This window comes from Actinomadura sp. 9N407 (assembly GCF_044326315.1).
Classification (GTDB): domain Bacteria; phylum Actinomycetota; class Actinomycetes; order Streptosporangiales; family Streptosporangiaceae; genus Spirillospora.
On sequence record NZ_JBIRAW010000007.1, the window covers coordinates 109,650 to 127,212 of the forward strand.

At 70.1% G+C, this 17,563-nt stretch carries 15 protein-coding genes; 12 read left to right on the forward strand and 3 right to left on the reverse strand.

What is annotated here, in order from left to right; genetic code table 11:
- The first annotated feature begins 173 nt into the window (after positions 1-173).
- The gene (locus tag ACH34Q_RS13290; protein WP_395983169.1) at positions 174-1,961 is read left to right on the forward strand and encodes a hypothetical protein; all 1,788 of its coding nucleotides are present in this window, start codon (positions 174-176) and stop codon (positions 1,959-1,961) included.
- A gap of 149 nt (positions 1,962-2,110) precedes the next feature.
- Here the strand turns inward: ACH34Q_RS13290 and ACH34Q_RS13295 are convergent, their stop codons facing one another.
- The gene (locus ACH34Q_RS13295) at positions 2,111-3,694 is read right to left on the reverse strand and encodes a glycosyltransferase family 39 protein (protein WP_395983170.1); all 1,584 of its coding nucleotides are present in this window, start codon (positions 3,692-3,694) and stop codon (positions 2,111-2,113) included.
- Positions 3,695-3,828: 134 nt separating this feature from the next.
- On the opposite strand from ACH34Q_RS13295, the gene metG reads away from it, so the two are divergent.
- The 11 genes from metG to vanX all read left to right on the forward strand — a co-directional run bounded on the left by metG (position 3,829) and on the right by vanX (position 15,633).
- Positions 3,829-5,688, forward strand: a complete 1,860-nt coding sequence (gene metG / locus ACH34Q_RS13300) for a methionine--tRNA ligase (protein WP_395983171.1) — start codon at positions 3,829-3,831, stop codon at positions 5,686-5,688.
- Positions 5,685-6,509, forward strand: coding sequence for a TatD family hydrolase (locus ACH34Q_RS13305; protein ID WP_395983172.1), 825 nt, complete (start codon positions 5,685-5,687; stop codon positions 6,507-6,509). The genes metG and ACH34Q_RS13305 overlap by 4 nt, the downstream gene beginning before the upstream one ends.
- A gap of 152 nt (positions 6,510-6,661) precedes the next feature.
- Positions 6,662-7,450, forward strand: a complete 789-nt coding sequence (locus tag ACH34Q_RS13310; RefSeq protein WP_395983173.1) for a transglycosylase family protein — start codon at positions 6,662-6,664, stop codon at positions 7,448-7,450.
- Between the two features lie 31 nt (positions 7,451-7,481).
- Entirely contained in the window at positions 7,482-8,450 is a 969-nt protein-coding gene (rsmA, locus tag ACH34Q_RS13315; protein WP_395983174.1) for a 16S rRNA (adenine(1518)-N(6)/adenine(1519)-N(6))-dimethyltransferase RsmA, read from the forward strand.
- Complete coding sequence (locus ACH34Q_RS13320) at positions 8,365-9,555, forward strand: hypothetical protein (RefSeq protein WP_395983175.1); 1,191 nt, start codon at positions 8,365-8,367, stop codon at positions 9,553-9,555. Before rsmA ends, ACH34Q_RS13320 begins: the two co-directional genes overlap by 86 nt.
- A 65-nt stretch (positions 9,556-9,620) precedes the next feature.
- Positions 9,621-10,550: a 4-(cytidine 5'-diphospho)-2-C-methyl-D-erythritol kinase gene (locus ACH34Q_RS13325; protein WP_395983366.1), complete on the forward strand. Its 930-nt coding sequence runs from the start codon at positions 9,621-9,623 to the stop codon at positions 10,548-10,550.
- Between the two features lie 71 nt (positions 10,551-10,621).
- Positions 10,622-10,906: a hypothetical protein gene (locus ACH34Q_RS13330; protein WP_395983176.1), complete on the forward strand. Its 285-nt coding sequence runs from the start codon at positions 10,622-10,624 to the stop codon at positions 10,904-10,906.
- Positions 10,907-10,954: 48 nt separating this feature from the next.
- Complete coding sequence (locus ACH34Q_RS13335) at positions 10,955-12,769, forward strand: ABC-F family ATP-binding cassette domain-containing protein (RefSeq protein WP_395983177.1); 1,815 nt, start codon at positions 10,955-10,957, stop codon at positions 12,767-12,769.
- A 161-nt stretch (positions 12,770-12,930) separates the two neighbouring features.
- Entirely contained in the window at positions 12,931-13,971 is a 1,041-nt protein-coding gene (gene vanH, locus ACH34Q_RS13340; RefSeq protein ID WP_395983178.1) for a D-lactate dehydrogenase VanH, read from the forward strand.
- The gene (vanA, locus tag ACH34Q_RS13345; RefSeq protein ID WP_395983179.1) at positions 13,964-15,004 is read left to right on the forward strand and encodes a D-alanine--(R)-lactate ligase; all 1,041 of its coding nucleotides are present in this window, start codon (positions 13,964-13,966) and stop codon (positions 15,002-15,004) included. The genes vanH and vanA overlap by 8 nt, the downstream gene beginning before the upstream one ends.
- On the forward strand, positions 15,001-15,633 hold the full coding sequence (vanX, locus tag ACH34Q_RS13350; RefSeq protein ID WP_395983180.1) for a D-Ala-D-Ala dipeptidase VanX: 633 nt from the start codon (positions 15,001-15,003) through the stop codon (positions 15,631-15,633). Before vanA ends, vanX begins: the two co-directional genes overlap by 4 nt.
- Positions 15,634-15,731: 98 nt before the next feature.
- Here the strand turns inward: vanX and ACH34Q_RS13355 are convergent, their stop codons facing one another.
- Positions 15,732-16,808 (reverse strand): sensor histidine kinase, encoded by a 1,077-nt coding sequence (locus ACH34Q_RS13355; RefSeq protein WP_395983181.1) that lies wholly within the window; start codon positions 16,806-16,808, stop codon positions 15,732-15,734.
- Between the two features lie 10 nt (positions 16,809-16,818).
- The gene (locus ACH34Q_RS13360) at positions 16,819-17,514 is read right to left on the reverse strand and encodes a response regulator transcription factor (protein ID WP_395983182.1); all 696 of its coding nucleotides are present in this window, start codon (positions 17,512-17,514) and stop codon (positions 16,819-16,821) included.
- Between the last annotated feature and the right edge of the window lie 49 nt (positions 17,515-17,563).

A 17,563-nucleotide genomic window follows, 5' to 3' on the forward strand; every position in this document is an offset into this window, starting at 1 on the left:
GCATGTGCCCCGCCGCTTACGGAAGGGAACGACGTCGTCACAGGCCGACGCCAAACCCGACAACTTGCTGAGTGTTCGCCGAGCAAGCGAAACGGGTGTGCCGGTGTGTGTCAGGCTGACTCGCTGATGGATCTCTCGCCCGTGCCCGCCGGTTCTCCGGACACCGGCCTCTGATGAATCCCCAGGCCGCGACCCTTCCCGCTGCCCGGCAGGCGGCCCGTTCCGCCGGGTCGGGTGCCGCTCCCGCCGGAACGAGGCGGCGTCTCGGCCGGTGGGGCGTCCTGCTGCTGATCGGCTGGGCCGCGCAGGTGGCCGTCCGGCTGTGGCTGGCGTCGGGGCAGACGATGCCGGTCGCCACGCCCGACGAGGCGGGCTACCTGTTCGCGGCCCGGGTGCTGACGGGCGGGCCCGAGGCCGACATGTCGTACGGCACGGTCTACCGGGGCGGGTACGCGCTGCTGCTGCTCCCGGCGTTCTGGATCGCCGACGAGCCGGTGACCATCTACCGGATCTGCCTGGTCATCAACGCGCTCATCAGCGCCGCGATGCTGCCCCTGGCCTACCTGATGCTGCGCCGCCTGCAGCTGACGCGGAACTGGTCGTACGCCGTCGGGCACGTCACCGCGCTGCTGCCCTGCGTGCTCTTCTACGCCCAGTTCGTGCTGACCGACGCCGTCCTCCCGGTCGCGATCTTCGGGTGGCTGCTGCTGACGCACGCCTGGCTGACCGCGCCGCCGGACACGTCCCGATCGCGGGTGGCGCTGTACGGGGCGTCGGCCGGGATGGTCGTGGCGTACGTGTACGCCTCGCACAGCCGGGGCGCCATCCTGCTGATCGTGCATGCCGGGATCATGCTGGCCGCCGTCGCGTGCCGATGGCTCAGCCTGCGGCAGAGCGCGCTCGCCGCCGCCGCGACCGCGGCGGTGGCGGGGGCGGGCGTTCTGCTCAACCGGACGCTCCTGCCGGCCCTGTACCCGGGCGGCGACAACGACCTGTCGGGCAACCTCGGGCGCCGGCTGACCACGGTGGACGGCTACGGCTGGGTGCTGTCGCTGGGGACCGGCCAGGTCTGGTACCAGATCGTCGCGACCGGCGGCGTGGCCGGCATCGGGCTGGTCACCATCGCGGTCGTGGCGGTACGGCGAGGCACCGCGCCCAAGCTGCGCGTGCTGTCACTGGCCGTCCTGGCGGCCATCGCGGGCATCGCGTTCGCGACGTCGGCGGCGCTGCCGGTCGAGTACCGCATCGGCAACTACGTCTACGGCCGCTACCTGGCCTGCATCACGCCCGTGCTCTTCGCGGTCGGCGCGGCCGTGCTGCTGCGCGCCACCCTCCGTACGGTGCTGTGGGCCGCGGCCGCCACGGTGGCGCTGGCGGTGCTCACCGCAGGCGTCGTCCAGTGGTACGCGGGCGACCTGCTGAGCGAGTACACCTACACGCTCTTCGACTTCCCGGAGATCTCGTTCCTGACCTGGGACTGGACCCGGTTCCAGCTCTGGCATGCCACGCTCGCCGGGCTCGTCCTGCTGGGCCTGTGCCTGATCGCCGCCCGGCTGCCACGGCACGGCCCGGCGGTCCTGGTCGGCCTGCTGGTCATCGTGAACATCGCCACGGTGACCACGGCCACGAACCAGATCTCGCGTCCCCTCGGCCAGAACCTCGCCGCGTACACCGACCTGCGCGGCAAGACCGACCTGGAGGCGCAGCGCTCGATCGCCGTCGACTGGAACGTCCCCTGGACGGTACGGCTCAGCCTGTTCTACTGGGCCTGGGACAGCAAGGGGTCGCTGTTCGACGCCCGCTGGACCCCGGTGCCGCAGAACGTGGACCTCGCGGTGCTGCACTGGCCGAAGAACGTGCCCGCCACCGCCAGCTGGAAGGACGCCCCGAACGGCTGGAAGGTCGTCGACAGCCGCCGTTCCCCTGAGGGCGACTGGGTGGCCTGGCGCGCGGGTTCTTGATCAAGCCCCGGCCAACGACGCGAGCGCGTTACCTGCACGGTGCAGTGATGCCGGAGGCGAGCTTCACCGGGCAGATCGCGTAGCGATGCAGCGCTCGCACAAGGCACGGTCAGGTGCGAGCCGCCAGGCGAGCACCTGAGCCGGGACTGTTAAGACACAGCGGGGCCCCAGATCTCCAGGACGCCATCAGAGGAACGCCACATCTGGCGCCACCCTGCCTCGGCGCTGGGACGGTAGCCGCCGAGGATCTGCGACTCCTGGCCGCGCCAGCGGGTGAACAGCATGGGCCGGCCGTACGACTCCTCTGGAAGCTTGGTGGAGGAGTGCTCGAAGTCCTTGATCTGGCCCTTCCAGACCGGGTCGCCCCATGGGGAACGGGTGTAGAAGGTCAGCGTCTGGGCCAGCCGCCGGTCCGCCCACAGGACGGGCATGTCGCCGCCATCGGCCTGAAGGTGGACGCGCAGCTCGTTCCAGGCCTTGTCGCGCGGCAGGTACGGGACGGTGTTCACGGCCGAGGCGGCGTAGGCCAGGGCCAGCATCGTGGCCAGGGCGGGCGCGACGACCGTACGGAGCCGGAACCGGGCCACCATGTCTTTGGGGATTCGCCGGCCCAGCAGGATCAGAGAGCCGAACCCGCCCGCCAGCAGCGCGGGGAAGATCGCGAACCAGTACCGCAGCAGCCAGCCCCGCAGCGAGATGTCGTGCGGGTCGATGACCCCTGACATCAGCGTCAGCGGGACGCACAGGGTGAAGAACCACACCAGGACCAGCGCGAGGCGGCGGTCGCGGGTCACGACCCAGCCGACGATGGTCAGCACCAGCGCGGCGACGAAGACCCAGCCCATCGGATGCCAGTCGTGCATCGCCCGGAGGAACGAGCGCAGCGCCAGCATCCGGGTCACGTAGTCGCGGGACTCGCCGCCGTGGCTCGCCGCGGACATCAGCCCGGCCAGCGGATCGCCCCACACCACGAAGTTGTGGGTCAGGTTGCCGGCCAGGATCGCGACCATCGGGACGCCGACCGTCACGTTCCGCCGCCACGGGATCCGCAGCAGCGCCAGGTAGATCGGGATGGCCAGGAACAGGAACGCCAGGAACTCCCGGACCAGGAACGCCGAGCCGAAGCAGAGCCCCGCGGCCACCAGCATGCGCGTCTGCGCCCGTCCCGTACGGCGGGACGCCACCACAAGCGCCGCCATCCCGAACGCGAACAGCCCCGCGCCCGGCATGTCGGGCAGCACCGCCCCCGCCGACCAGGTGACGTCGACCCCGTACGGGTTCGTCATGGTGAAGAACGGGTGGACGATCAGCAGCAGCGCCGCCGCCACCCCGGCCAGATCGCCGAACAGCGACCGTACGGCCAGGTAGCAGCCCACGAAGAACAGCGCGCCGCCGATCGCCGCGATCGTGAAGTAGGCGGCCTGGCCGGGACCGAGCAGCTCCTGGACGACACGCGCGGGCAGCACCAGGCCGAGCCGGGTCACCTGGTGGGGGACCTCGTTGAACGGCCACTGGTCCAGCGCGATGTCCGGCCAGTCGCGGGCGCCCAGCCACACGTAGTACGGGTCGAAGTACAGCGGCGGCGGGTTGACCACCCACTGGGCCAGCACACCGCACGCCGCGACCAGTGCCGAGAGCCAGACCACCCGGCGCTTGCGCAGGGGCGTCCTGGCCCGTCCGGTGCGGGTCGGGGCGTCCTGGCCGGCCGGCTCGCGCACCGTGGTCTGGGCCATGCCTCGCTCAACCTCGCTGTGGGATGGGGTGCAGAATCAGAGTGGTGTCCGAATCGCAGAGTATCGGCAGGCACGCCCTGCCCGGGCGCCGATACGAGTTCGAGCGGGCCTGGCGGGACCTCTAGTCTTGGGGTATGTCCTCGTCGAGCCGACACATCCTCACCGCGCCCGCATGGCCGTACGCCAACGGGCCCCGTCACATCGGGCACGTCTCCGGATTCGCGCTGCCCGCCGACATGTTCAGCCGCTACCAGCGGATGGCGGGCAACAAGGTCCTGATGGTGAGCGGCACCGACGAGCACGGCACGCCGATCCAGGTCCAGGCCGACAAGGAGGGCGTCACCGCCCGCGAGCTGGCCGACCGCTACAACCGGGTGATCGCCGAGGACCTGCTCGGCCTGGGCATGTCCTACGACCTGTTCACCCGGACCACCACGCGCAACCATTACGCCGTGGTCCAGCAGCTGTTCAAGGGCCTGTACGACAACGGCTACATCTTCCCCAAGACCACGATGGGCGCGATCTCGCCGTCCACCGGCCGCACGCTGCCCGACCGCTACATCGAGGGCACCTGCCCGATCTGCGGGTACGACGGCGCGCGCGGCGACCAGTGCGACAACTGCGGCAACCAGCTCGACCCGGTCGACCTGATCAACCCGGTCAGCCGGATCAACGGCGAGAAGCCGAAGTTCGTGGAGACCGAGCACTTCATGCTCGACCTGTCCGCGTTCACCGAGGTCCTGGGCCGCTACCTGCGCGGCAAGCAGGGCGACTGGCGCCCCAACGTGCTGAAGTTCTCGCTGAACCTGCTGGACGACCTGCAGCCGCGGGCGATCAGCCGCGACCTCGACTGGGGGGTGCCGATCCCGCTGGAGGGCTGGCGCGACAACCCGGCCAAGAAGCTGTACGTCTGGTTCGACGCGGTGATCGGCTACTTCTCCGCCTCGGTCGAGTGGGCGCGCCGGCAGGGCGACCCGGAGGCGTGGCGCGCCTGGTGGCAGGACCCCGAAGCCCTGTCGTACTACTTCATGGGCAAGGACAACATCGTCTTCCACGCCGAGATCTGGCCGGCGATGCTGCTCGGCTACAACGGCCAGGGCGACAAGGGCGGCACGGCGGGCCCGCTCGGCGCGCTGAACGTGCCGACCGAGGTGGTGTCCTCGGAGTTCCTGACGATGGAGGGCCGCAAGTTCTCCTCGTCCCGCCAGGTGGTCATCTACGTGAAGGACTTCCTGGAGCGGTACGACGTCGACGCGCTGCGCTACTACGTGGCGATCGCCGGCCCGGAGAACCAGGACACCGACTTCACCTGGTCGGAGTTCCAGCGGCGCAACAACGACGAGCTGGTCGCGGCCTGGGGCAACCTGGTCAACCGCTCGGTCAACATGGCCGCCAAGAACTTCGGGTCGATCCCCGCCGCCGGCGACCTGACCGACGCCGACCGCGCGCTGCTGGAGCGCAGCCGCGGCGCGTTCGGCGCGGTGGGCGCCGAGCTGCAGCGGTCCCGGTTCAAGAACGGGATCACCGAGGCGCTGGACGTGGTCCGCGACGCCAACCGCTACCTGTCGGACCAGGCGCCCTGGAAGCTCAAGGACGACCCCGAGCGGGTCAAGTCGATCCTGCACGTGGCGCTCCAGGTCGTGGACGACGCCAAGTCGATGCTGACCCCGTTCCTGCCCGAGTCCTCGCAGAAGGTGTACGAGATGCTCGGCGGCGAGGGCGTGTGGAGCGGGATGCCGCGCCTGGAGACGGTCTCCGAAGAGGGCGGCCCCGACTACCCGGTGCTGACCGGCGACTACGACACCGAGGCCGTCTGGGAGTCCCGTCCGATCAAGGTAGGGCAGCCGCTGGCCAAGCCGGTGCCGCTGTTCAAGAAGCTGGACGCCTCGGTGGTCGACGAGGAGCTGGCCCGCCTCAAGGAGCGCACGGGAGGCTCCGAGGCCGCGCAGGAGACCAAGGCGGGGGAGACCGAGACCCCAGGGGACACCAAGTGAACAAGGGCGCCGGCGGGGAGGCCTCGCGGTCCTTCCCGCCGCTGCCCGAGCGGCTTCCGGTGGACGTCTTCGACAGCCACTGCCATCTCGACATGGCCGAGACGCCGGTGACCGAGGCGCTGGCCTCGGCCCGCGCGGCGGGGATCGCCCGGATCGTCACGATCGGCTGCGACCTGCCGTCCTCGCGGTTCGCCGTGGAGACCGCCGACGAGTTCGAGAACGTGTACGCGGGCGTGGCGATGCATCCCAACGACACGACCGGCATCACCGACGCGGTGCTGCACGACATCGAGGCGCTGGCCGCCCATCCCAAGGTGCGGGCGATCGGCGAGACCGGGCTCGACTACTACCGCGACTGGGCGCCCAAGGACGACCAGCACCGCTCGTTCCGGGCCCACATCGCCATCGCCAAGCGCACCGGCAAGGCCCTGGTCATCCACGACCGCGAGGCCCACGACGACGTGCTGCGCATCCTGCGGGAGGAGGGCGCGCCCGAGCGGGTGGTGTTCCACTGCTTCTCCGGCGACGCCGCGATGGCCAAGGTGTGCGCCGAGCGCGGCTACCTGATGAGTTTCGCGGGAAATGTCACGTTCAAGAACGCCGAACCCCTCCGCGAGGCCCTCCGGGCGGCGCCGCTCGACCTGCTGCTGGTCGAGACCGACGCGCCGTTCCTCACCCCGCTCCCGCACCGGGGCAAGCCCAACGCCTCGTACCTCATCCCGCACACCGTCCGCTTCATGGCCGAGGTCAAGGGCGTCGACCTGGCCGAGCTCTGCACGGCCATCAGCGCCAACGGAGAGCGCGCCTTCGGCGCTTGGTGAGCGCGTCCGCGGCCCTGGTGACACTGCACCCGGTGACATCGCGCCCGGGACGAAAACGGGTGATGCGGTGGCGAAAGGTGCCCGCGGGGCTCTAAGGTCTGGCCGTTGCACGGGGCCGTACCCAGAGCCTCGTGAGCCATGGAGGAACCAAGGTGCGCCGACCCCCCACGCGCTCTGCGCTGTCCCTGCTCATGGTGGCCGTCCTGGCCGCCGGATGCGGGGGTGAGACCAAGGCGCCCAAGACCGCCCCGGTGGCGGACGCGCCCAAGCCGAGCCCCACACCGCGCAAGGTCGTGATCGTGGTGGACAAGAAGAAGAGCGAGGTCATGAGCGCCGGCGGCACGGTCGCCCAGGTGCTGACCGAGGCCAAGATCGCGCTCGGCCCGTACGATCTGGTCGCCCCGCCGCGGACGGCGCCGCCCGGCGAGACGATCAAGGTGGTGCGGCTGCTGTCCAAGCCGGTCGTCAGGAGCGTGAAGACGACCGCGCCGACCGTCCGCAAGAAGAGCTCCAAGGTCGCGCCGTTCAGCGAGAAGGTCCTGCGCAAGGGCAAGCCCGGCCTCAAGCTGGTGAAGACCGCCTATGCCAAGCGGCGCGGCAAGAAGGTCAAGATCGTGCTCGCCGAGAAGATCAAGCGCAAGCCGGTCGCGACGATCCTGGCGGTCGGTCCCAAGAGCGCGGGCAGCGGCTCGGCGGCGAGCCTCAACTGGGCGGGCCTGGCGCAGTGCGAGTCCGGCGGCAACCCCAAGGCCGTCAACCCGGCCGGGTACTACGGGCTCTACCAGTTCTCGATGCAGACCTGGGGCTCGGTCGGCGGCAAGGGCCGTCCGTCCGACGCCTCTCCGGGCGAGCAGACCTACCGCGCGCAGATGCTCTACAACAAGGTCAACGGGCGCTGGCAGGGGCAGTGGCCCAACTGCGGCAGCCGGCTGTTCAGCTAGCCGGGCTCCCAGGACCTGAGACACTGGACGGGTGGGGGACGCACAGGCACTTCTCGGACCCGCCGACATTCGGGAGCTGGCGGCCCGGCTCGGAGTCCGGCCGACCAAGTCGCTCGGCCAGAACTTCGTCATCGATGCCAACACCGTGCGCCGCATCGTCCGTACCGCCGAGGTGGCGCCGGACGATGTGGTCATCGAGGTCGGCCCCGGGCTGGGCTCGCTGACCCTGGCGCTACTGCCCGAGGTGCGGCGGGTGCTCGCGGTGGAGATCGATCCGGTGCTGGCCGGCGAGCTGCCGGCGACGGTGGCGGCGCACGCCCCCGAGCTGGCCGGGCGGCTGGAGGTCGTGGTCGCGGACGCGATGCGGATCGAGGACCTGCCGGGGCCGGAGCCGACCGCGCTGGTCGCCAACCTCCCGTACAACGTCGCGGTCCCCGTCGTCCTGCACCTGCTGGCCACGCTGCCCTCGCTGCGCCGCGCGCTGGTGATGGTGCAGGCGGAGGTCGCCGACCGGATGGTGGCGCCGCCGGGCAGCAAGACCTACGGCGTGCCGTCGGTGAAGCTGGCCTGGTACGGGGAGGCGCGGCGGGCCGGGCGGGTGGGACGCGCGGTCTTCTGGCCCGCGCCCAACGTCGATTCGGGCCTGGTCGCCTTCACCCGGGGCGAGCCGCCGGCCACGAGCGCCTCACGCAAGGAGGTGTTCGCCGTGGTGGACGCCGCGTTCGCGCAGCGCCGCAAGACCCTGCGCGCGGCGCTGGCGGGCTGGGCGGGCTCGCCCGCGGCGGCGGAACGGGCGCTGCGCGCCGCCGATGTTGATCCAAAGGCGCGGGGAGAAGCGCTGGACGTGGCCGCCTTCGCCCGGATCGCCCAGTATCGTCCTGGGGGCGTGCTGGACCGGAACGAGGCGGAGGACCATGGTGAAGGGGCGTTCGCGGACGGCGCGGGCCAAGGGGCCCGCGGCGGCGCTGGCGGTACTGCTGCTGGCGGCGGCCTGCAGTAACGGCGCGGGCGCGACGCCGAAGATCACGACCACGGCCCGGCCGGGTGTGGCTCCGGTACCGCCCGCCAAGGGCGCCTATTTCGGCGCCTGGGCGCCGGAGCGGGACGAGCCCAAGGCGAAGCCGTCGGACCGCAGGCCCTCGCCCTCAGGGTCGCCCACGGCCTCAGCGACGCCGTCCGCTTCTGAGACGCCCTCTGCTTCTGAGACGCCCTCTGCTTCTGAGACGCCCTCTGCTTCTGAGACGCCCTCTGCCTCCGGGACACCCTCCGCTTCCGGGTCGCCCACGGGACGGCCGGCGCCCGAGCCGGTACGGGGCTTCGAGCAGGACCTCGGCCGGCAGCTGGACATCGTGCAGAGCTACCGCAGCTGGAAGTCCAAGTTCCCGAGCCGCGAGGACGCCGCGCTGCTCGACGCCGGGGACCGCTACCTGCTGCTGACCTGGGCGGGCGCCGACACCAAGGAGATCGTGTCCGGCGAGCACGACGAGCTGGTCAGGGAACGCGCCCGGCAGATCAAGGCCACCGGCAAGCCGATCTTCCTGCGCTGGTCTCCCGACATGGAGAAGGCGAGCCTGGAGGGCCGGGTGCACAGCGGCAAGGACTTCATCGCCGCCTGGAGGCACCTGCGGGCGGTCTTCAAGGCGGAGCGGGTCGACAACGTGGCCTGGGTCTGGTGCCCGACCGCCGGGGGCTTCGGCGCCCGCAACGCGCCCGCGTACTATCCCGGTGACGACCAGGTCGACTGGATCTGCGCGGACGCCCAGCCGGGCGGCGGCAACGACTACCAGGACCTGTCGGACACCCTGAAGCCTTTCCTGGACTGGGCCGACGACCGGCCCAAGCCGATCATGATCGCGGAGTTCGGGGTGCCGCGCTCGTACGGTCCGCGGCGCGCCGAGTGGCTCCGCAAGGCCGCCGAGACCCTGCAGGACCCGCAGGTGAAGGCGGTGGTCTACTTCAACTCCGACGAGCGGGCGAGCGAGCCGAGGGACCAGCGCCGCGCGTACGCGGTGTCCGGCGACCAGCAGGCCGTCTCCGCGCTCCGGGAACTGGCGACCACGCCGTACTTCAACCCGCGCAACCTGCCCGTCACCAGCGGCGGGTAGAGCCTGGCGCGACCCGGAGTGCGGGCCGGGGGCCGGGTCCCCTACGCTTCCGTGACGTGACCTCAGTGACCGTACGCGTGCCGGCGAAGGTCAACCTCCAGCTCAGCGTGGGGCCGCTTCGCGACGACGGGTACCACGACCTCGTCAACGTCTTCCACGCCGTCTCCCTCGCCGACGAGGTGACGGCCACTCCGGCCGCGCGCCTGACGGTGACGGTCGAGGCCGCGCCCGGCTCGGCCGTGGCGGTCGGCGGCGTCCCGCTCGACGCCGACAACCTCGCCGTACGGGCGGCGCTGCTGGTGGCCGAGCACCTCGGCGTCGAGCCGGAGGCCGCGCTGCGGATCCGCAAGGCGATCCCGGTCGCGGGCGGGATGGCGGGCGGCAGCGCCGACGCCGCCGCCGCCCTGGTCGCCTGCGCGCGGCTGTGGGACGACCGCGAGGACCCGCTGCTGGGCCGCGACGACCTGCTGGAGCTCGGCGCCGTCCTGGGCAGCGACGTACCGTTCGCGCTCCTGGGCGGGACGGCGGTCGGCCTGGGGCGGGGGGAGCGGCTCACTCCCGCGCTCACTCGCGGCACCTTCCACTGGGTCTTCGCCACTGCCGGCGGCGGGCTGTCCACTCCGGTGGTCTACGCCGAGTGCGACCGGCTCCGCGAGGCGAACGGTGAGCAGGCGGAGCCGCCCGGGCTGCCCGAGGTATCGGAAGAGCTGATGACGGCCCTGGCCACCGGGGACGCCAAGGGCCTCGGTGCCGCCCTGACCAACGATCTGCAGGCCGCCGCGCTGGAACTGCGGCCCTCGCTGCGCCGTACCCTCACCGCCGGACGGGATCTGGGCGCCCTCGGCTCGCTGGTCTCGGGCTCCGGGCCCACCTGCGCGTTCCTGACCGAGTCCGCCGAGCACGCGGCGGATCTGGCGGCGGCGCTGGCGGGCGCGGACACCGTCCGCGAGGCGCTGCCCGCGCACGGCCCCGTCCCCGGCGCCGTGATCATCTGACCGCAGATCACCTGCCCCGTACGGGCCGGTCCCGCCCGTCCGCAAGCCCCCATCGAACGGAGACACCGGTCATGAGTTCCCTGCTGGTCATCGTCGCACTCCTGGTGATCGTCCTGGTGGCGGCGCTGGCCGTGGTGGTCGTCGTCGCCGTCGTCATGAACAAGAGCGGCAAGAAGGGCCCGCCGCAGGGCCCGCCGCCCGGGCAGCAGTACGGGCCGCCGCAGGGTCCGCCGCCCGGGCAGGAGTACGGCCCGCCGCAGGGTCCGCCGCCTGGGCAGGAGTACGGGCCGCCTCCCGGCCCGCCCGGTGGCCCGTACGGTGGCCAGCACGGCCCTGGAGGCGGCCCGGGCATGTGAGCCCCGCCGGGCACGGCCGTTCCCGAAGGGCATTAGCCTGGGAGGGTCGTGAATCTGATCAATGTTGAGAACGTCACCAAGGCCTACGGCCCCGAGCCGCTGCTCGACGCGGTCTCCCTCGGCCTCGACGAGGGCGACCGGGTCGGCGTCGTCGGCCGCAACGGCGGCGGCAAGAGCACCCTCGTGGAGATCCTCGCCCGAGCCACCGAGCCGGACGCGGGACGGGTCACCCATGCCCGCGGGCTGCGGCTGGGCTACCTGACCCAGCGCGACGCGTTCCCCGAGGGCGCGACCGTACGCGGCATCGTGCTCGGCGACCGGCAGGAGCACGAGTGGGCGGGCGACGCCCGTGCCCGCGACGTCCTCGCCGGCCTGCTCGCCGACCTCGACCTGGACGCCCCGGTCGCCGCCATGTCGGGCGGTGAGCGGCGCCGGGTCGCGCTGGCCCGGCTGCTGGTGGCCGACACCGACCTGGTCATGCTGGACGAGCCCACCAACCATCTCGACCTCGAGGCCATCGACTGGCTGGCCCGGCATCTGAGGGCCCGCCGGGTCGCGCTGCTGATCGTCACGCACGACCGCTGGTTCCTGGACGAGGTGACCGAGCGCACCTGGGAGGTCGTCGACGGCCGGGTGGAGCGCTACGAGGGCGGCTACTCGGCGTACGTGCTGGCCAAGGCCGAGCGCGACCGGATCGCCGCCGCCACCGAGTCCAAGCGGCAGAACCTGCTGCGCAAGGAGCTGGCCTGGCTGCGCCGCGGCCCGCGGGCCCGCACGTCCAAGCCCAAGTTCCGGGTGGACGCGGCGCAGGAGCTGATCGCCGATGAGCCGCCGCTGCGCGACGCGGTCGAGCTGACCCGGTTCGCCACCGCCCGGCTCGGCAAGACCGTGTACGAGGTCGAGGACGCGACCGTCGAGGTCGGCGACCGCAAGATCTTCGAGCATCTGACCTGGCGGCTGGGTCCTGGCGACCGGATCGGCCTGGTCGGGGTGAACGGCAGCGGCAAGAGCACCCTGCTGCGGCTGCTGGAGGGCTCCATCGGTCCCGAGGCGGGCCGGGTGATCCGCGGCAAGACCGTGAAGCCGGCCCACCTGTCGCAGGACCTGGAGGAGCTCGATCCGGCCCGCCGGGTGCTGGAGTCGGTCGAGGAGATCAAGAACCGGATCACCGTCGGCAAGCGCGACTGGACCGCCGGCCAGCTGCTCGAACGGCTCGGCTTCCGCAGCGACCGGCAGTGGACCCCGATCGGCGACCTGTCCGGCGGCGAGCGGCGCCGGCTCCAGTTGCTGCGGCTGCTGATGGGCGAGCCCAACGTGCTGATGCTGGACGAGCCCACCAACGACCTCGACATCGAGACGCTCACCGAGGTCGAGGACCTGCTCGACGGCTGGCCCGGCACGCTGATCGTGGTCAGCCACGACCGCTACTTCCTGGAGCGGGTCACCGACCATGTCGTGGCCCTGCTCGGCGACGGGCAGGTGTCGATGCTGCCCGGTGGTGTCGAGGAGTACCTGCAGCGCCGGTCCGAGGGCAACGCTCCGACCCGTACCGTCGCGGCGGCCGGCACCACGGCGGGCGCCGTCACGGCGCCCAAGGCCGCGGGCTCCAAGGCGGCGCAGGCTAAGGGCGGTGGGCAGGCGAAGGGCGGCGGGCAGGACTGGAAGTCCCGCAAGGAGCTCGACAAGCTCGAACGGCGGCTCGAGAAGCTGGCCAAGCAGGCGACCGACCTGCACGAGAGGCTGGCCGCGCACGCCACCGACTACGCCAAGCTCCAGGAGCTGGACGGCAAGCTCAAGCAGGTCCAGGCCGAGGCCGAGCAGGTCGAAGAGGAGTGGCTGATGCTCGCCGAGGACGTGGGCTGAGCCTCGCTCAGTGCCCCCCCCGGGGGCCTCGGAGCTGTCGAACTGGAGTAGCGGACTCCGCACGCCGACAGGCTCGGTGAGACCTGATCCATCGGGCATATCGTCGGCATATCGAAAACCGGATACGTGCTGGCAACGCGACGCTCTCTTGACTGGGGGGCATGAGCTACAGCGCACCAGCACGTACCACGGTCAGCCGCACCCGGTCGCCGGCGTCCGCGACCTCACCGTCCGCCCCGACCACGGGAATCACCTTCTACGGATGCGGCCGGGACGAGGCCCTTCTGTTGCGAGAGATGGCGCCTCGCCATGGCGTACGGCCAACGATCATCGAGGCGGCGGTATCCGAAGCCAACATCGAATCGGCGGTCGGAAACCGATGCATCAGCATCGGCCACAAGACCCCTGTCGCGAATCTCGCGCTGCTCGCGCTTAGCAGGGCCGGTGTGGAGTACATCTCCACGAGAAGCATTGGCTACAACCACATCGACGTGAACTACGCGGCGGGTGTCGGCATTGCCGTCGGCAACGTCGCCTACTCGCCCGACAGCGTGGCGGACTACACGCTGATGATGATGCTGATGGCCGTGCGCGATGCGAAATCCGTCATTCGCCGTGCCGACATGCATGATTACCGACTGAGCGACGTGCGCGGCAGAGAGTTGCGCGACCAGACCGTTGGAGTGGTCGGAACGGGACGCATCGGCACCGCGGTCATTGACCGGCTGCGGGCTTTCGGCTGTCGCATCCTGGCCCATGACAGCAGTGCGAAGGCCTCCGCCGACTACGTTCCGCTCGATGAGTTGCTCAGGCAGAGCGACATCGTGACGCTCCATACCCCGCTGACCGCGGACACGCACCATCTCCTCGACCGCCGACGCATCGAGCGGATGAAGCACGGCGCGTTCATCGTCAACACCGGCCGCGGGCCACTGGTCGATACCGCGTCACTCCTGCGGGCGTTGGAGAGCGGGCGATTGAGCGGAGCGGCGCTGGACGTGATCGAAGGCGAGGAAGGAATCTTCTACTCCGACTGCCGGAACAAGCCCATCAAAAGCAGGGCGCTGTTGCGGCTGCAAAGCCTGCCGAACGTGGTCATCAGTCCGCATACCGCCTACTACACCGACCATGCCCTGGCCGACACGGTCGAGAACACCCTCCTCAACTGCCTGAACTTCGAAAGCGAGAACCACCGTGGATAGGTTGAAGGTCGGAATCATCTTCGGCGGTGCCTCCGAAGAACATCCGGTCTCCGTCAAGTCCGCGCGTGAGGTCGCGGAGAACCTCGACACCGAGAAGTACGAACCCTTCTGGATCGGCATCACGGCAGACGGTGTTTGGAAACTCTGCGACGGTCCTGACGCGGATTGGGAGAACGGTGACTCCCGCCCCGCCATGCTGTCGCCGGACCGAACCGTCCACGGGCTGCTCGTCCTGGAACGAGGACGATACGAAGCGATCCGCCTCGATCTGGTCTTCCCCGTGCTCCATGGCAGCCTCGGCGAGGACGGAGCGATCCAGGGCCTGCTGGAGCTCTCCGGCATCCCCTATGTCGGCTGCGATGTCCAGAGCTCCGCCGTGTGCATGGACAAGTCCCTGGCCTACACCGTCGCGAGCGGCGCGGGAATCGCCACGCCGAAGTTCTGGATCGTGACGCCGGACGAGAAGGTCGACCCCGGCCGGCTCACTTATCCCGTCTTCGTGAAGCCGGCCCGCTCGGGTTCCTCGTTCGGCGTGAGCAAAGTCACCCGAGAAGACGAGCTGCCGAGCGCGCTGGAGACCGCGGGCCGGTACGACACGAAAGTGCTGATCGAGGAGGCGGTGGACGGCAGGGAGGTCGGATGCGCCATCCTGGGCACCGATCCGGACCTGATCGCAGGCGAGGTGGATCGCGTCGCCCTGTCTCATGGCTTCTTCCGAATCCACCAGGAGGACTCACCCGAGACCGGCTCGGAGAACTCGACGTTCATCGTTCCCGCCGACATCTCCGAAGAGGCCCGCCGACTCGTTCAGAAGACCGCCAAGACCATCTACCGCATCCTGGGTTGCACGGGGCTCGCCCGCGTGGATGTGTTCCTCACCGATGACGGGCAGGTGGTCCTCAACGAGGTCAACACCCTGCCCGGTCTGACTTCGTACAGCCGCTATCCCAGGATGATGGCGGCGGCAGGACTGTCGCTGTCCGAGGTCATCGACCGGCTCGTGTCACTGGCACTGCACGGAGTGAAGCGATGAACGACGATTTCGCGTTCGTGGACGAGCTGGTTCCCGGCATTCGCTGGGATGCCAAATACGCGACCTGGAGCAACTTCACCGGCAAGCCGGTGGACGGCTATCTGGCGAATCGAATCGTCGGCACGACCGCCCTGTGCGCGGCCCTGGGACGAGCCCAAGAGCAGGCCGCGTCCCTCGGCTTCGGCCTGCTGCTTTGGGACGGCTACCGGCCTCAACGTGCCGTGGACTGCTTCTTGCGCTGGTCAAGGCAACCGGAGGATGGCCGGAAGAAGCAGCGGCACTACCCGAACATCGACAGAACGGAGATGTTCGAGCAGGGCTATGTGGCGGCCAAATCGGGCCACAGTCGAGGCAGTACCGTCGACCTGACCCTCTATCACCTCGCGACCGGCGAACTCGCACGCATGGGCGGCGACCATGACCTGATGGACCCGGTCTCACATCATGGGGCAAAGGGGATCACGGACGCCGAGGCCGCGAACCGTCGGTATCTGTCCTCCATCATGGAGGACTCCGGCTTCGATCGATACGAGTGCGAGTGGTGGCATTACACGCTGAGAGACGAGCCCTACCCCAGCACCTATTTCGATTTCCCCATCATGTTGGTCGCCGGTAGCCGGGCAGCGTGATCGAGGCGACCGTGATCGACACGACCGTGATCGGGACGACATTGATCCCGGTGCTCACCGATCCTGCCCGGGACCGGCATGTGCTCAAGGCGATCGCCTCAAGGCGATCGCCGAGCGGCGGGCAGTCGCACCGTGACGCGGAGCCCGCCGGCGGCTCGGGGACTGAGGGCGAGGGTTCCGTCGTGTGCTCGGGTGATGCTCTCGGCGATCGCGAGGCCGAGGCCGAGGCCGGCACCTGCGTGGTCGCTGCGGACGCGCTCGGTGCCGCGCTGGAACCGTTCCGTGAGGGTCGATACCAGGTCCTGGCCGAGCCGGTCGCCGGTGTTCTCGACCGTGAGCACGGCAGCCTGGGGACCCGCAGCGGTGCTGACCTGGACGGTCCCGTGATCGGGCAGGTTGTGGACGATCGCGTTGTGCAGGAGGTTCGTGGTCAACTGCAGCAGGAGCGCGTGGGAGCCGATGGCGGGTGTGATGTCCCCGGAGGTTTCGATGACGACGCCATGCTTCTCGGCGAGCGGGAGGAGTGTCTCGGTGGCTTCTTCCGCGATGAGGGACAGGTCGACGGCTTCCCGGGTGAAGGAACGCTGGTCGGTACGGCTGAGCAGGAGCAACGCCTCGGTGAGGTCGATCGCGCGGGCGTTGACGGCGCGGAGGCGTTCATCGAGCTCGCTGCTTTCGCGGTTCGGATCGTTGCGGGCGACGTCGAGCAGGGTCTGAGTGATCGCCAGGGGAGTGCGCAGTTCGTGGGAGGCGTTGGCCGCGAACCTCTGCTGCTCGGCGACATGGGCTTCGAGCCGCGCGAGCATGGCGTCGAAGCTGTCGGCGAATTCGCGGAACTCGTCCTGGCGGCCCTCCAACTCGATCCGGTGTGAGAGCGACCCTTTCGCGGCCCTTCGCGTGGCGGCCGTGATCCGGGTCAAGGGGCCCAGCATGCGGCCGGCGAGAAACCACCCTCCGGCGAGCCCGAACACCAGGAGGAACACCATCGCGCCGACGGCCGCCGGCGCGAAGTCACGCAGTAGTTCGGGTCCCGAAGGCGCTATCACGATCTCGCCGCGGTCCTGTGCCCTCTCCCGGTAGCCGTCCAGGAACACCGCGATCGCCCCGATCAGCACCGCGCCGGCGAGCATGAGGAAGCCGGCGTAGCTGAAGGTGAGCTTGAGGCGAACGCTCAATCCGGGCGCCCTATCCACGTTCGCCTCCCTCGCTCCCGGTGGCGGGTCCGGTGTCGATGCGGTAGCCGACGCCGGGCACCGTGGCGATGATCCATGGTTCACCGAGGCGCTTGCGCAGCGTCGAGACCGTGATGCGCACGGCGTTGGTGAACGGGTCGGCGTTCTCGTCCCACGCTCGTTCCAGGAGCCGTTCGGCACTGATGACGCCGCCTTCGGCGGCGATCAGGACTTCGAGCACGGCGAACTGCTTGCGGGTGAGTGCGACGTACCGGCCGTCCCGGTAGACCTCGCGGCGGAACGGATCCAGCCGGAGACCGGCGAGTTCCCGCACCGGCGGCCTGTTGTGGGCGCGCCGGCGATCAAGGGCTCTGAGGCGGAGTACGAGCTCCTGCAGCTCGAACGGCTTGGTGAGGTAGTCGTCAGCGCCGAGCTCGAACCCGGATGCCTTGTCGTCCAGCCGGTCCGCGGCGGTGAGCATCAGGATCGGCATGCCGCTGCCGGAAGCGACGATGCGTTCGGCGATCTCGTCGCCGGAGGGCCCGGGGATGTCGCGGTCGAGGACGGCGATGTCATAGGCGTTGATCCCCAGCATCTCCAGTGCGGTGTCGCCGTCACCGGCGATGTCGGCCGCGATCGCTTCCAGGCGCAGCCCATCGCGGATGGCCTCCGCCATATAGGGCTCGTCCTCAACGACCAACACGCGCATCCTTCGATGCTACGAGCCCGCACGTATCGTCAGCGTTTGCAAAGGCTCA